Raw genomic sequence first — 16,402 nt, forward strand, 5'->3', positions numbered from 1 at the left:
AGCTTGATTAATTGTAAATAAAGACCAACTAAATTGATAAAATATCAATGTTGGAGTACATAATAGTCGGGTAGGTCGGAGATGTTACCACCTCTTTCCCCCCTAAGAACCGTACTTGTACCTTTCAGCACATACGGCTCAAGCCATCTATCATCCTCTCAACTTAATAACGGAACTTCTTGAATGCTCTTTTCATAAGATTAATAGCCTTTTTACTATTCACGTCTTTGATACCATTGCTTTCTAGGTAGTTTACGACTTTTGGTAATTTCTTACCTTCGCCATAATTCTCTAACAATACATGGTGTGTTTTATGACATGATTTGTGTAGTAGTTCGAGGTTATCATAACTATCAACTCCGCCAATTACTACAGGCACTATATGATTGCTTTCAATTGGTTCTATTCCTTGTAAGGATTCACCACAAATTCTGCATTTGTATCTGCTCTTTTTCGCAAGTTTCCTTTTAGCATTAGTATTTTCCCTATTGAATATTTTCTCGTCACGTTTATCAAAGTAAGCTTTAAGCGATGCGTCAAATGGACTATTATATTGTTTGATCTTTACGTGTCTTTCAATCTTAGTCCAACTCATGCGAATAAGCTGTTTCGTATTATCTTTTGGACACGTTAGGAGCCACTTGTCTTTGCTTACGCCTGTATTGTCTGGTTTAAAGTACATTTTCATCAGTTTTCTAAATGAAGTTCTATGATGTCTGTGTTTAAGGTAAATTACGACTTTTTCATTAACATAAGTATCAATGTCTCTGAAAATTACTTTGGCTACTGTTGGTGACCAATAGTTTGCAATCCCTTGTAATACACGATTCAGTTTTTCAATTAGATATGCTGTTTCTCTGCCTTTTCCCCAGTCGAATACTTCCTTGATTTTCTGTTTAGCATTTTTGACACTTTCAAGTGATGGTTTAATGAATAATTTATTTCCATCCTTAGTTGGGTATTGTTTGAAGTTAAATCCGAGGAAATCGAATCCTTCACTAATATGAACAACTCTTGTTTTCTCCTTTGCTAACTTCAATCCACGTTTGTCTAGATATGGTTGTAATTTTTCGTACATCCCAACGGCTTGTTCTTTCGTAGGGCAGACGATAACGAAATCATCTGCATATCTAACAACGCCAACTGACGAGGTATACAATGTATCTCCCTGTCTTTTAGAGTGGATATATCTTACTCCAATTTCTTCTTCCATCCCATGTAATGCTATGTTCGCTAACAGTGGTGAGATGATTCCGCCTTGTGGTGTTCCCTTGTCTGTTTTATGGAATGTAGCATTGTCAACGTATCCACTTTCCAACCATTCTCTAACGATTTTGTTATTTGGGAAGTTTTTAATTCTTTCCATAATAAGGTCGTGGTTTAAGTTGTCAAAGCAGCCTTCAAAATCACCTTCGAAAATCCACCCCTTAGCGCTTCCTCTGCTTAATTTCACGAATAAATCGCTCATAGCGTCATGTGCGCCACGTTTAGGTCTGAATCCATACGATGTCATTTCAAATTTTGCTTCCCACTGTGGTTCTAGAGCAGTTTTAAATACGTTTTGGTACACTCTATCAACAATTACAGGAATGCCTAACGGACGTTTCTTTCCATTCTTTTTAGGGATATATGTTCTTCTAGCCGGTTTAACCTTAATATTTCTTATACTGTACATTTTAAGTTTGTTGTATAATTCAACTCGCTCTTGCGGAGTGTTAGAAATATATCCGTCTATACCAGCTGTCTTTTTGCCTCTATTTTCTTGCGTTACGCGCTTAATACTTAACAGTAAATTCGCTTTACTTCTAAGTAGAAGTCTTTGTAATTTCCTTACTTTTCTCGTTTGTTTAAGTTGTTCGGCACGATAGATTCGTTGTTGAAGTTTCCTTACATAGCGATTAACTTTCATCCAATTAATTGAGTGCCAGTTATCCACCAGTGGGGAAACAGCCGACGCAACGTACTCGTTGGTTTTCATAACATATCTCCCTCTCTTTAAGGATTATTCTTTTCGCTTTCTATTCGTGTTGATGACCACGTGGAAGTCTGCAATCTTTCGATTTGGGTATTGCCCTATTCGACGGCTTATACAAATGAGTTTTCACCTTAACTTTCGTTATGTCGACATTCGCTTTCTCCACGTTCCTTTACCCTCTACATATTGTGGTTTCCTTACGGTCACCCTACCTTAGATGAGAGGAATGTATAGGGCTTACCAAGTTTCACTAATAATAGATACGTTAGGTTAGGCATCCTTCTTTACTCCGGTGGATCTATGGGTCATTTCGCAGTTCCTCGACCGTAGAACTTTTCCTATCCACATCTACAAGCTTGTTCAATCACAGTACGCTTGTTGTCGGTAACGAAGACTACAAAGGTTCAGCTTACGCTTATACCTTCCTAACTTTCCCTAGCTCTTTTGGAATTCTGTGTAAATTCCTCCATTAAGCATTTAACCCTCATGCAACCCAACAATTCGATTACTCGAAAAGCAGTTTCGGGCGGGAACGTCCTCAATGACTAAGACGGTTTCTTATGGAAACACTATTATTTAGCAACTTCTTGTCGCACGGTCTAATCCTACTTTCACTAATTCTTGAGATACAATACAAACATCATAATTTTCTTTTTTTATCTTTTTTTCTAACCATTCACTTCGTCTATTTGTACTTGTTGAAGAAGTATCCAGGATACAGACCTTAGCACCAATCATTTCTAAAATATGCTTTAATCGTGGTCTAACATCCCTACCTTCAACGCTTGACCCGGTATCTCGAACATAAACAATAGATTTTCTTCCTTCAGATATCTCGCCCTTAATTATTTCCTGTAACTTCTTCTCTTTACTAAGAATTCTTTCTTGTTCAAATGGTTCTGGCTTCCAAATAAGTTCACCTTTCATATAAAATGCCGGATAAGTAAATGGATTATCTGGGTATGAAATTCCAGTCTGAGTTAACGGCATATATAATTTAAACCCATCTTCTAACTCCTCAATGGATCTTTCAAAAGTGTTGACCATTCTCAGATAATTTTGTTGAAGATCTTCATCTGGTTTCACTAGTATAGTTGGCACATTCACGAATTCAACTGGATCTGGCCAAACATCAACTAATCTAACAAGTACTGTATTTTGCACAAGAAATTTTGAAAAAACAAACGGTGAAATACCTGGTAGTATTTTCTCGTTTCTTTTTGTCCCACCTCTTGATTGCTTGTTTGTATATTCAGCATTGGAATCTTGATTATAAGTGGTAGTTTCAATTACCCCATATTCTTCGTTCCATTTTCTAACTTCAGAATATTTATAACCATTTTCCACCATCAAAGAAGGAAACAGCCTCCATAAGGTATAATAAATATCTTCCGCAACGAGATAAGAAGGCGGTGCCTTGCCATATTACTATGGTAGGTTTCCACCAACTCTCCCCCAGAACCGTACTTGCAAGTCTCCAAGCATACGGCTCACTATTATCCACCTAGTTTAATTACAATTGTCCTTTGTGTAATTTCATATGACAGTCGTTTCCTTGTCCTCTAGCACATAAAGCTAATTGTCTTCGGTTACGAGCAATCATAATCATTTCCCACTTTTGAAGATTTTTCTTCTTTTTGAGGTCTTTTAATTTCCGGACATGATGCATCTCTAAATCGACATCTATCGCTCCGCAGTATTCACATACGCGAGCTTTCATTCTGTCAATTAGGCTTGTGATACCACTGTACATCCAACCATTAGGTAGATTATCCACTTTGAAATCTTTATTTACTTTTTCTGCTCTTGTAAACTAGCTGATTAAAGTTTTAGACTTCATTCCTTTTTTCGTTTCATATTGAACAGTAAATACTCCATTAACACTGAATTTATCTATGACTTTTCTAACCGAAATTTTATATTTACTAGCAAACGTTTTATACATACTGTATTCCATGATGTATGCCATTTTATTAAGCACACTCACGTTATTTGCTATTTTGTAATATTCGTAGAATCCTCGTAATTCAGCATCATAGATGCTAATAATTTCAAGGTCGTCATTATTGATAAGTTCAGGTCTATGAATCATTTTCCAATCGTTATCGTTTATTCTTAGAATGTTCCTATCAAGAAGTTTATTTACCCATTTTTCCTTCGGGACATAAAGTTTAACCTTACCGTTATTTTGCCTTTGGAGTTTGCCATCTTTATTTCTTGTTGGTTGTGTACTGTAACTTGTTACAATATCAAAACCTAGAAATCTAGCTTTCTCCTTATGAGCATGAGTGATAAGGGTCTTCTCTACAGATAGTTCAAGTTTTAGCTTATTAGCTAAGAATGCTTTAATATCCTGTTTGATTTTTAATGCATCTCCCTTGCTACCAATTACACCGACAAGAAAATCATCAGCATAACGAACATAATTGATTCTTCGGAAGTCAGGATCAAACGGGTCAGTCACATTCATCTCATTACGTTTCTTAATGAGTGCCTTGTAAACTCTGGTGTGTTCCTTTTTCTCGGAAGTGGACATTAAAGCCCATTCTTCATCTGATTTCTTCATTTTCGTTAGTTGCCATTCTAACGCTCTGTATTCATGTGTCCGTTTTCGCTTCTTACCTTTATTGAATTCTTCAGCATATTGTTCCATATACTTATCCAATTCATGTAGATAGATATTTGCTAATAATGGACTGATAACGCCACCTTGAGGTGTGCCGCTGAAAGTCTTGTGGTAAACCCAATCCTCTAGGTATCCTGCTTTGAGGAATTTCCAGATAAGTCGGATGAACTTTTCATCTTTTATCCTTTTCCTAAGAAGATTGATTAAAGTGTGATGGTCAATGTTGTCAAAGAATCCTTTGATGTCTCCTTCAACAAACCACTTAACTCCAGTGAATGTTTTTTGTATTTTGTCTACAGCAGTTTGGCAACTAAGTTTAGGTCTAAAACCATGTGAAGAATCACGGAAGATAGGCTCGTATAACCCTTCTAAGATTCTACGTGCTACTTCTTGAACTAACTTATCATCCATTGAAGGAATTCCTAGAGGTCTTTGACCTGTTGGCTTCTTTGGGATGTATTCTCTTCTTGAAGGTCTTGGTTGATAACTTTCGTCTTTTAACTGTTCAATAATTTTACGGATTCGGTCGATGCTCATACCATCAATGGTTTTTCCGTCCGTTCCCTCTGTCATATTACCTTCCTTTTTGGCTAACTTTGCATAAGCTTCTAGGAAGAACTCTTCATTATATAGATTTCGATATATACGCTCGAAAACGTAATTCTCATCTCTCTTGGACATTTCAACTAGGTTGTCCATAACTACTTTTGGGATTCTCAAAGTGTCTCCACACCTTCCTGATTTTGTTCTGGACTAGATAACTTGGTCCCTTCGCCATGTACTAGGCTTTCCCTAGCTCTGACTACTACGGACTCTCTGTTGCCATATTGGATATTCAGACACCTAAAGTGCCATAGCCTTTACAGGCATTCCAACTTAGGCAATCCCCATTTAGTACATTTAGTAACATAGGCTTGAACCAGTGTCGGATGCGACTTTCGCCATTTACCATTTACTATGGTTGGAAGACCACTGAGGCATAACTTTATAAACGGAAAAGCTATTTATAAAGCAGTAATTATCTAACGGCAAGGCTATTAGATAATATTTGGTCAATAGACGTTAATAGAAGTCTTCCGTCTATGTCTTCGCTAGGACTCCTTTGGCTATCGTTCACGCAGTTTAGCATTCATCCTCGTCTGTTTCGGTTTCATCTTGCCATTCAGTTGCACCATGACAACTTGGTGACTTATGGCTTTTCACCTAATATGCTGTGTTCCCCGTTATTGGTTTCCCTCACGAGTAAATTAGTAGATGATAGGAGACAATCGATGCCTCTACACTCCTACGACTTGCCTAAAGTCGAATTACTAAATGCCCTTATGGGCGCACTTTTCCACCAAATAATGTTCCCGTTCCTCCAACCACTTTCTTAGCTGCAGCTGCAATACTTCCAAGTGCATTTCCTTGAGCACTTGTCGATGCTTTCAGTTCATGAATCTCATCCACAATTGCAATATCAAAAAAATTTTTCATTTTTCTTCGAATGTATTCAATACTAGCAACTCTTCGTGGTTGACCCTGCTTTTTTGGTACCTCTTTTTGGTTACTTTGAATATGCTCTAATAAGTTCTTATTTCCCTCTTTAATGGCATGAATCAATTTCTTTTCATATACATACCATTCTTTTATTGATGAATAACGAGTTGCTACCTTCTTGGTCCATAAGCTTTCTCCACATTCTGAACAAAAGGCATTTGCGGGCTTTTGTGTATTTTGGAGCCTTCTTCCAGTTCCGAATTCGTCTTTATCCATGGTTCTTGTAGAACGCACTTCTATTTCTTTAGAAGGTTCATCCGTATCAGGAATCATTTTTATATCTTCAATTACCTGGTGAGCCTTTCCACAAGAAGGACAATAATAACCATATCGATAAGGTAATCTATCTTCACTTTGCTGTTTACTAGTTTTTTTCTGACTAAATTGAACAGCCGGAACGATAGATGAATCTCCTCTCATGGTCGTAAAAGATATAACGAAAAAAACTGGTTTTTTTGGTTTCTTTCTTCCACTCATTAACCAATCACGATGATAAGTAATTAATTGACTCGTTCTTTCAATTACTCTCACTTCAGCATGAGGAATTATTTCTTTAATCTCTTCTGGCCACTTTTTAGTTAAAGAAGGTGGGCACATTAAAACACTATGATATCCTTCTTTATTTTTCATATCCGATAGTACATCAGCCACAGCAGTCATAATGGTACTTTATGTGTGGCATCCCAATCCGTAAGGATTGAGGTAGCCACTACCCATTTCGGGTGCGATAGGTAAGAATTTGAAGTAATCTCCATCTTTTCCCCCGCCTCACACCGTACGTGCGATTTTCACCGCATACGGCGTTCCATCGGGAAGCCATATTTTAAACTGTTGTCTCAGTTCTCCATAAAGCCTGTTATAGCATTGCGACTATAACTGACATCACACTAATTTGTTCAAATACGAATAAGAGTTAATTAATCCTCGAAAGCCGTACTTATTTAGCCTCTTTAAGCAACTTTCTAAGTTGCTCTATTTTCTTTCCACCTTTGGTATGGGTAACAGGATTTTCATTGTGAACCAGCTTGTGGCATGTTTTGCATAAGGAAACTAGATTTATCACCTTATTGACTTTATTGAGCGGTAGTTTAGGGTTTTTGTGATGTGTATTAAGATTCCATTCATATAGTGAAACCTTACAGCAGTTACATTTCCCCCTATCTCTGTTAAATGCGTACTCTCTATTTAGATAGAATTCGAAATTATATATCGGATAACGGTTATTGAGTTGATAGAAAGGAATATCCTCTTGGAAGAAATTCGGTCTTTCTAGTGCCTCACGTTTGCCAGTTGTCCGTTTATAAATATTTCTACCTTCTTCTGTGTAGGGAGACATTAAGAGATTCACTTTCATTGCATTACGTTTAGGAGTAAATGCAAATTTGGTTATTCTTACTTTGGCTCCATGCTCTTCAACGAAGAACACCTTGCTTTTTTGCTCTTTATGTCTATCTCTTCTATTTATAAGGGTGTCCGCTGGAGTAGTTAGTTGATGATATCGTCCTCGACGATTGTTCATAAACAACCATGTTCTCCATTGGGCATAATGAATACGTTTATCAAACCCTTGAAATATAGTAGATACGTTGGCGATTTTATAATAATTTGCTATACCGACAATCTTTGAGTTGATACTCTCGATTATGGCAACCTGTTTGGATTTAGTACCGCGATGGTCATAAAGGGTTTTAATATCTTTATTAATTTCCTTTATTTTCAATTTGGCTTTATCCATATTAGGAATAGCTTTTCCTTGTATGCTGCCTTTTCTAAGCCGATGTTCTTCTGCAAAAATCCAGAATCCTAAGAAATTGACCCTATTAGTTCTCACATCAGTAATTAAGGTCTTTTCCTTGGATAGCTCCAGTTTCAATTGGTGGTTAAAATATTTCTCCACTTTTTTGAGAATCCTTTTGGCATTTTCCTCACTTTTACAGAGTATAACCCAGTCGTCTGCGTATCTGATTAGAAATGTATCTTCGTGTCTTTGACGAACACGTTGTAACCCATTTCGAGAAACGTCTTTGACCTTATACCTAGCTGGATGCTCTTGGAACATTCTAGCAATCTCCCAATCAAAGTAATTAAGATAAATGTTAGCCAGAAGAGGTGAGATGATACCGCCTTGTGGTGAACCACTAACGCTGTCTCTGAAGTTACCTTCTTCCATAATTCCTGCTTTTATCATCTTCTTAATCATCATAAGCACTCTTTTGTCTCGGATTCCTAATGTCCACATTATTTCAATCAACTTATTATGATTGATATTATCGAAATATCCTTTAATATCGCCCTCTATTACCCAATAGGTTTTGCTTCTCCTAATACGTTCTAGTGTTTCAGCAATGGCTTGTTCAGCTGAACGCATTGGTCTGAAACCAAAGCTGTAATGGTAAAACTTAGCTTCTGCTATGGGTTCAATGACAATTTTGGCTATTTCTTGTATGATGCGGTCTATCATGTTAGGAATACCCAAGGGACGTTGCTTACCATCTGATTTGGGAATGTACTTTCTTCTTACTGGACTAGGTTGATAATTATTGATATTCCTACGAATTAGGGACATCAACTTATCTCTGTCCATTTGAAGATAGTAATCAATAGTCTTACCATCAATACCAGCAGTTTTGCTTCCTTTATTACCCTTGATATTATGAATGGCGGTCAGTATAGTCTGCTCGTTCTTCATAAGTTCAATAAGGTTATAGAAAGGTTTATTGCTTTCTTTGGCTAATCGGTACATACTATCAAGTGCTAGTTTTAGCTCTTTTTCGTTTTGTGGAAATTGTTTATTATCCTTCATTTCTATGTGGATCGCCCCCTTGATTAGAGAAAATGGACTATCCGAAATGAATTAACTCTTTTACTCTCACATGGTTCGTTTGAACATTTTCCTCAATTAGTGCAATACTTCTCGACTAACACCCTTCCCTAGAATAGTTTCTACCCTCTCTTACATTTCGTTGCAGAAGCAACTTATAGCAAGATACAAACGGCTATTCATTATTGGTACTATGGTGTCGCTGACTTCCAATAAGTTTCATAAGTTCCAATACCTCCACTTATTGGCTCTCGCACGTTCCCTTTAAACCAGCCCTTCTTTTACATTCCTTAGATGCCCTCTATACTCCGGCGCTACTTGTTCATGAGTAGACTATTCCTAACTCTCATGAATCTTATATAGGCACTGGAAAGACCTATATAAGCAATTTCTCTACTGGCAAAAGAGAAATACCTTCACGCAAATCCCAACCATATATCTCGTTATTAGGTTGGGGAATGAGTAACGGAGCGTACATACGAGGGTTCGATTTCGCTCATCATAGAATGTTTTTAAAGCCTACCGCCCTATATCCACGTTCAACGAGTTCGCTTCAAGGACGACTTCACCTAGCTTCAGACCTCTATCACATTGGAATGATAGACGCATGTAGGAGTCTCATAGACATGACTTGACTTGGAATATTAGCCATGACAGGGAAATTTCACCCTGTAAATCGTTTAAAGAGTTGTAACCAATCTTATAAAGATTCGGCCCCCGCTTTTCGTGTTTAAGCTACACTTATAGCGGAACGTGCCGCACTACCTGTCGACATTTCGCCTTGGATGATTACAGCCTTACTCTTAGCAAGTTTTTTCGCTACAGCAGTACTTACATGAGCTTGAACTGGAAACAATTCACGTTTATAAGTACTAATTTTAGGACTAATATGATCCACTAAAGGATTATGAATTGGTGATACCTCTCTGCTAACTTTATTAATCATTCCCTCAACATTTTGTTGCATATACTCTGTCAAATCTGATACCATTTCTACTTCAGTTCCAGTACCCTCTTTGCGGAATCTTAACTTTTTCTCTTTAATCATTTTAGAGATTAAATTATCAACCTCTTCTTCTGTAGCTTGTAACTTAAATAAGGAAAATCCTTTTGGAAATAATTTAGAATCAAAGTAAATATCTACAGATTGTAAAATTCCTATATTTAAAAATTCATGAAAAATAATATCTTTCCATTCGGGTAAGATATGTAGTCCAAATTTGCCTCCGCCTAAAACTGTACGTAAGTCTTCTGCTGGATCCCCAGTAAAAGATAAAATATAATCATCATTTCCCATTAATTCATCATGAACAACAACAATTGCTTTTCTATTATTAATAATAGTCATTGGAAATTTTTCGTATTTCCCTTTTTCTGTATAGAGTTCCAATTCTTTTGTATAAGTATAATCTGTTAAGCCTTTCTCTCCGTTTCCGAAAGACAAACCACTTGATCCTATATCAATAGCAGCCTTCATAGCTTGTACAGTAGAATCATTACCAGCAATAATAGTTAAAAGCAGTTTTGCTCTTTGCCAATTTTGCTTTGGTTTTTCATAGGCTAATCCATAGCAAAAAGCAGTCTGCCATGCATCATCAAGATATACTTCAATCATTTTTGGTGTTTCTATTAACTCTTCTGTTATACTTATCGTTTTAGTTTCCTTCATGCTTTCTACCTAATAAGAATAGAAAGCATCGATGCCTCTATCTAATTAGGTAGGGCACCTCCCTTTTATTATTTCATTTTTTTATCAATATACATATTAGATATATAAGACATTGCTGTATCAAAAGATGGACAAAGCTCATTAGATATAGACACTACTTCGGATCTTTTTGAATTATGAATCAAAAACCAATATTGGTTATATTGATAACCGCAATATTCTATATATCTATCTTTGTATTTGAAATACGAGAACTGAACAGTTTCTATGTTCATATTTTCACCTTTGTGTGTGGTTATAATCTCATTTCCCATTACATTGTGCTTCCTGATTGGTTTAATCTTTAACAAGCGGCACAAGGGATACGCTTCCTTCTAATCCTGCTACTATATCTAGTAGATTCTGTCGATTTTCGATATTGATATCTTTTATTTCTTTAACCTTGTTAGCTGCTACGTCATATTCTCCAATCATTAATTCTATTTCCATCCACCACCAAATTTTATGGTAAGTTTCATTCCCATGATGAATCTGCTTTAAAATGCAATATCCATCCTGTTCTACTTTCTTTTCGATTTGTTTTACTAGTTCCTTGGTGGTCCTAGAATTCTTGGTACCCTCTTTTAATTTTCTCTTTTTAGATTGCTTTTTCGTCGTCATACCTCTCTCAATCCTTTCTGTTATGAATTCATCTATACAAGTGCTTCATTAAAATAACGCAAAAAAGCCTTTGTGATTTAATGTAGATAAATAGCTTATAAGCTATTTATTTTCATCAACCACAAAGGCTGTTAACGTTATATTAAGACTGCTAATCCCTTAAGGGATTGCAAATAAAAAATAAAAGTACGAAACATTTGTATAGTGGTATTATATCCCTACTTTTCTTTTAAGACAAGTAGATAACAAAATTGGTTTTCCCTTATATAATATATCTTTTTAAAAGATTTGTTTTTATTAACTTAGTATTTATTTGCTTGCAAAAATTACAACCACCCCTTGTAAATTTCTCAACCTATAAATACCTTGAAAATTTCACAATAGGGGTTGAAAATTTTACAAAGCGAAAATTGTTAGATAATTACGCCTTGTAATTTTTACAACCCATATTATATTTCCGCTTTGTAAATTTTACATGGGGTGTTGTGAAATTTATAAAACGCTTTGAAAAAACTACAACCCCCATTACAATTTTGATAATGCGGAAATTTTAGTGGATAACTTTAACATTATTTATAGTTTTGAATTAAGAAATATTTACATCGCTTCGGCTTGGTGATAATGGTAATATTCGGTAGCACATATATGTTATAGAGTACAAACTCAACAACATGAAGAGCTTGTTTTAATATTCTTACTTCATGTGTTTTTAGTATGATTCCCCATGTCTCTAATCTGGGGCAGAACCTGTTTTTGAGCCTCATCAATAATATTTTTTTCCTTAAGAGTATTTATTTTTTCAAAAAGGTTTAAATTCTTCATCTTTGGTTCTCCACTTTTCATTACTTGAGTTTGAGTAATCCCTTTTTCCTTGCATATTGCCTCTACAAGCATACGAATCCCCATTCCACATACATTTTAGATAGTGTAGCTTTAGAATAAAGTTTGATCAAAAACACCTTACAAAACCATATTTATGGACAAAGTAAGTATCCGCCGGTAGAACCGGCGGTTTTAATTTCGCCCTATAAGGGCACTTTACCAACGAAGCCCCTAAAGGGACCTCTAAATTGACCGCCAACCGTTTACTCTCCCTACTTATCTTTAAATGGATCGACGTATTCTCGTTTGCTCATATTATCTCGCAAACGGTCCTCTGCTTCTTGCTCTCGTATATACTTTGCAATTGTTTTTTCGTTTAATCCAACCGTACTTACGTAATATCCTTTCGCCCAAAACGTTCGATTTCCATGATTATATTTTAAATTTGCATGTCTATCATGGATCATCAATGAACTTTTACCTTTTAAATATCCCATGAAATACGAAACAGACATTTTCGGTGGTATTTTTACCAGCATGTGTATATGATCTGGCATGGCATGTGCTTCCATTATTTCTACATCTTTCATTTCACATAGTTTTCTCAATATAGCACCTATATCTTTTCTTAATTTCCCATATACTACTTTCCTTCTGTATTTGGGAATAAATACGATATGATACTTACAATTCCATCTTGGTCGAGTAGATAAGGGGAGTTTCACCCCAAATCTCTCACAGAACCGTACGTGATAGTCTCCCATCATACGGCTCTTGTCATCTCACTGGCATATAGCCCACTTTCCAATGGTAGAATCTTTCCGGATTTGACATTGCTATACGATACAAAAGATGTTGTGATTTTATATAGCTTCGTCTAACCTTTTTCCTTGTTCTTACTAACCATCTTGTCAATGTTAGATTCACATAATTTATACCTTGTCTAAATGCTTCACTTGGAGTGTATTTCATAAAGTAATTCATCCATCCACGAATGATGGGATTTAGTTTTTGTGACAGCAGCACTATATCAGTTGTATTCATTTCCTTTATTACATTTCGGATTTTCTCTCTAAAGTTTTTCCCAGCTTCTTTACTGACCGCAGGTGTAAACCCCATAAAGTATATCCCCTTTTGGCTCTTAACCATTCTCTGCCTAAAGCAATATCCCAAAAAGATAAATGAATGATTATCTGATTCCAACTGCCTATTATCTCTTTGACAGAAAACGATTTTGCTTTTCTCAGGATGTATTTCCAAACCAGCATAACCCATCTGTTCTATCAATCTGTCAAGTACATACTCCGCTTGTTTTCTGCTAACACAATGTATCAGTCCATCATCTGCATATCTCTCCCATGGACAATTTGGAAAATTTCTTACCATCCAATCATCAAACATATAATGCATAAATAGGTTCGCAAGAACTGGACTGATTACTCCGCCTTGAGGGGTTCCCGATTTTCTTTCAAAAATCTCTCCGTTTGGCATTTGAATGGATGTATTTAGGCATCTTTTAATATATAAAATAATCCAATTATCTTTCACATGATACGCTATCAATCTCATCAATCGTTCATGTTCTATATTGTCAAAGAGTCCTACGATGTCAAACTCTACAACCCATTTCATACGAAAACATCGTTTTCTCGCTTGTCCCACTGCGTCCAATGCAGATTTTCTTGGACGATAACCATAGGAATCTTCATAGAATATTGGTTCCACTAATGGCTCTATCCGATTTCTCAGAACCATCTGTGCCACACGATCTTCGATCGTTGGTATTCCTAACAGTCTCATTTTCCCATTCTTCTTTGGTATTTCCACTCCACGCACCGGCTTAGGAAAATAGCTTCCCGATGACATTCTATTCCAGAGCTTATAAAGGTTGTTTTTCCAATCTTTATCAAACTCATCTATTTCTATGCCATCTACCCCACCTGCGCCTTTGTTTGCCTTGACTGCCTTATAGGCATTCAGTATTTCATTCTGTGAAATCCGAAATGATTTCCCCTCTTTCATAAAATCCTCCCATTTTTTGGTTGTAATATTCAAGAAGTTTAATGACAGAACCCCTTCGCTCCACTGACATTACATCAGCTTCCCCACTACTACGAATTCTTCCGCACCTGTACTGCTCATCCCTACTTTCATACTCGCATATTTGTAAGCTTGTATTTTTCCGTTTAACATAGCAATACAAGATTCTCCTGTTCCTCCCAAGAGCCTATGCCACACTCCTGTAACCTCAACACCGACAGCCATCTATCCAGTAAACAGGTTTCCGATAGATTTATCCCAGCGTCCACACAATACTCTGGTTTTGACTATACTTGTAAGTCTTAACGATGCTTCATCAGTTCTTCACTCTCGTTCAGCTTTGTGGCACCCAACTGACAGTTTCTTTACTGCCTTTTCCTCATACGCTCAATACCATAGCTTTTGACTACAGCACCTATGGGTGTTTTGCAATCTACACCTGTATGTCGATTGCGGAAGACCTACTTCCATCTCTTAGAAAGCATTGCTTTTGGGTTACTATAATTCTTTCAGCATCCTCTAGCATTCAGGACACACTATGTGATAAACTATTGTCGCTCGACATGAGCAGAACTCCTCTCGTTATTTGAAGTTGGTTTGACGGCCATCTTCTATTATAACGATTGGAGTTTTTTTCTAATACGACTCTACAAGTTTTATTTTCACACAGGCAGAGCCTGTGGTTTAAAAAGAGTAAAATAAAAACAATCCATTTTAAAAAAAGATTGATTAAAATGGATTGTTCCCCTGTGAATTAGTATACATTTTTTATAAGAAAGTTTGATCATTTTCTGCCTATGATCTTCAACAATCGACCCGTTTGTTGAAGTCATGTCTTAAATCTTATTTGAAAAATAAGCTGTCAATCGAAGCTATTTACTTGTTAGTTAAATACGCATTTTCCATTTTAGGTAATATTGTTTTTCATTCAATTAAGTCATCTATTACAATATCAGCCTGTGATAAGACAGGGAAAAGTAAGAAATAAAATAACAGAAAAATCATAATACAGATATAGAAAAAAAGGGTTGCCCAAAAGGTCGGTTTTAGCGTCCTCTTGGGCAACCCTTTTTATTTCTTGCAAGGTCAGAGTACAACCGTTTTTGGACTGTCTGCTTTATTAGGTATTCAACTGATGCCTAGAATTCGTAATTGGAAGAAGTTAAAATTGTTCCGTCCAAGTAAAGACGAGGTTTACGATCATATTGATGACCTTTTTACAGATGAGATTGAAACACACTATCCAGACATGTTAAGGGTGGCCATGTCCATTCAAGCCGGGAAGATCACCCCTTCTACCATTCTAAATAAATTAGGGACATACACAAAAAAGAATAAATTATTTCAAGCCTTCCGGGAACTAGGGCGAGTGATCAGGACCATGTTCTTGTTAAAATATATGGCTGCTGACGAGGTACTTAGAGCTACCATTCAGTCAGCTACCAACAAAAGTGAAGCATTTAATGGGTTTACAAAGTGGCTGTTCTTCGGTGGTGAAGGTATCATCGCTGAAAATGACCGGGAAAAGCAACGAAAAATGATTAAATATAATCACCTTGTTGCTAACTGTCTCATTTTTTACAACGTCTTCACTTTATCTCGTATCCTCCAAGACTACATGCAAGATGGAAATGGATATGATGAAGAATTGATTCCTTATTTGAGCCCTTATGTGACGGCACATGTTAACCGATTTGGGAAATATCGTATTGATCTCAATCGTAAACCTCCGTAACTTCCATTCGATGTGCCTGTAGCAAGAGAAATAAGTATATCCTTAATATAATGAAGAGGAGTAAATCGAATGTAGATGTTGAAAAGATTCAATGGATGATGAACCGATGGGATTAAAGATGGTGGGACTAGGACTCATGGGAAATTTACACCAATCTTCGTGATGATATGTATGCCACGATGGATTTTTTAGAAACCTGTACATCGCAAGAGTTAGAAATCATAGAATGGGAGTTTAATGACTTAATGGATGATTTTAGTGATAAAAACGGAGAAGGAGAATTCACCGATTTTCTTGAAGAGCTTGGAGAAAGAGAGTCAGAAAGTTTGCTAGAATCAGTTAGAGAGTTCAAAAACAATAAAAAAAAGAATTTGTGGAACAACAAAACGTATTTGTTGTTATTCAGCAAGGGCCAAATCGTATTATGTGGTTAGCCGGTTTTTTCTAGTTGACCTATTTTTTTAGGTACTATTCTTGAGGTAGCCGGGATTAAAAAACTGTTAAGTAACAATAAG

12 protein-coding genes and 1 pseudogene are annotated in these 16,402 nt (G+C 36.3%); 2 read left to right on the forward strand and 11 right to left on the reverse strand.

All coding sequences use genetic code 11. The annotated features are described in order from the left end of the window. Positions 1–163: 163 nt before the first annotated feature. From ltrA (F9279_RS20470) to F9279_RS25360, 11 genes and pseudogenes are all read right to left on the reverse strand, one after another. Positions 164–1,978, reverse strand: coding sequence for a group II intron reverse transcriptase/maturase (gene ltrA / locus F9279_RS20470; protein ID WP_144545618.1), 1,815 nt, complete (start codon positions 1,976–1,978; stop codon positions 164–166). 573 nt (positions 1,979–2,551) lie between these two features. Continuing rightward, entirely contained in the window at positions 2,552–3,322 is a 771-nt protein-coding gene (locus tag F9279_RS20475; protein WP_226793770.1) for a hypothetical protein, read from the reverse strand. Between the two features lie 166 nt (positions 3,323–3,488). Continuing rightward, positions 3,489–5,321, reverse strand: a pseudogene (locus F9279_RS20480) (reverse transcriptase domain-containing protein). Between the two features lie 600 nt (positions 5,322–5,921). After that, positions 5,922–6,800, reverse strand: a complete 879-nt coding sequence (locus F9279_RS20485) for a hypothetical protein (RefSeq protein WP_226793773.1) — start codon at positions 6,798–6,800, stop codon at positions 5,922–5,924. Positions 6,801–7,077: 277 nt separating this feature from the next. Then, positions 7,078–8,943 carry a group II intron reverse transcriptase/maturase gene (gene ltrA / locus F9279_RS20495; RefSeq protein WP_152116067.1) on the reverse strand — a complete coding sequence of 622 codons (1,866 nt, stop codon included), beginning with the start codon at positions 8,941–8,943 and terminating at the stop codon, positions 7,078–7,080. A 748-nt stretch (positions 8,944–9,691) separates the two neighbouring features. Then, positions 9,692–10,630, reverse strand: a complete 939-nt coding sequence (locus F9279_RS20500) for a hypothetical protein (RefSeq protein WP_193224651.1) — start codon at positions 10,628–10,630, stop codon at positions 9,692–9,694. 336 nt (positions 10,631–10,966) lie between these two features. Beyond that, on the reverse strand, positions 10,967–11,290 hold the full coding sequence (locus tag F9279_RS20505) for a hypothetical protein (RefSeq protein ID WP_152116068.1): 324 nt from the start codon (positions 11,288–11,290) through the stop codon (positions 10,967–10,969). A gap of 699 nt (positions 11,291–11,989) precedes the next feature. Next, positions 11,990–12,184: a DUF4145 domain-containing protein gene (locus F9279_RS20510; RefSeq protein ID WP_193224652.1), complete on the reverse strand. Its 195-nt coding sequence runs from the start codon at positions 12,182–12,184 to the stop codon at positions 11,990–11,992. 200 nt (positions 12,185–12,384) lie between these two features. Further along, positions 12,385–12,876: an IS200/IS605 family transposase gene (gene tnpA / locus F9279_RS20515; RefSeq protein ID WP_371474081.1), complete on the reverse strand. Its 492-nt coding sequence runs from the start codon at positions 12,874–12,876 to the stop codon at positions 12,385–12,387. 13 nt (positions 12,877–12,889) lie between these two features. Continuing rightward, on the reverse strand, positions 12,890–14,134 hold the full coding sequence (gene ltrA, locus F9279_RS20520) for a group II intron reverse transcriptase/maturase (protein WP_152116071.1): 1,245 nt from the start codon (positions 14,132–14,134) through the stop codon (positions 12,890–12,892). A gap of 69 nt (positions 14,135–14,203) precedes the next feature. Then, positions 14,204–14,377, reverse strand: coding sequence for a hypothetical protein (locus F9279_RS25360; protein WP_193224653.1), 174 nt, complete (start codon positions 14,375–14,377; stop codon positions 14,204–14,206). 832 nt (positions 14,378–15,209) lie between these two features. Here F9279_RS25360 and F9279_RS20525 point away from each other — a divergent pair. Then, a complete protein-coding gene (locus tag F9279_RS20525; RefSeq protein ID WP_226793776.1) occupies positions 15,210–15,887 on the forward strand; it encodes a transposase in 678 nt (225 codons plus the stop codon). A 167-nt stretch (positions 15,888–16,054) separates the two neighbouring features. After that, positions 16,055–16,321, forward strand: coding sequence for a hypothetical protein (locus tag F9279_RS20530; protein ID WP_226793780.1), 267 nt, complete (start codon positions 16,055–16,057; stop codon positions 16,319–16,321). The last annotated feature ends 81 nt before the right edge of the window (positions 16,322–16,402 follow it).

Source organism: Bacillus sp. B1-b2 (genome assembly GCF_009183415.1).
Classification (GTDB): domain Bacteria; phylum Bacillota; class Bacilli; order Bacillales; family Cytobacillaceae; genus Niallia.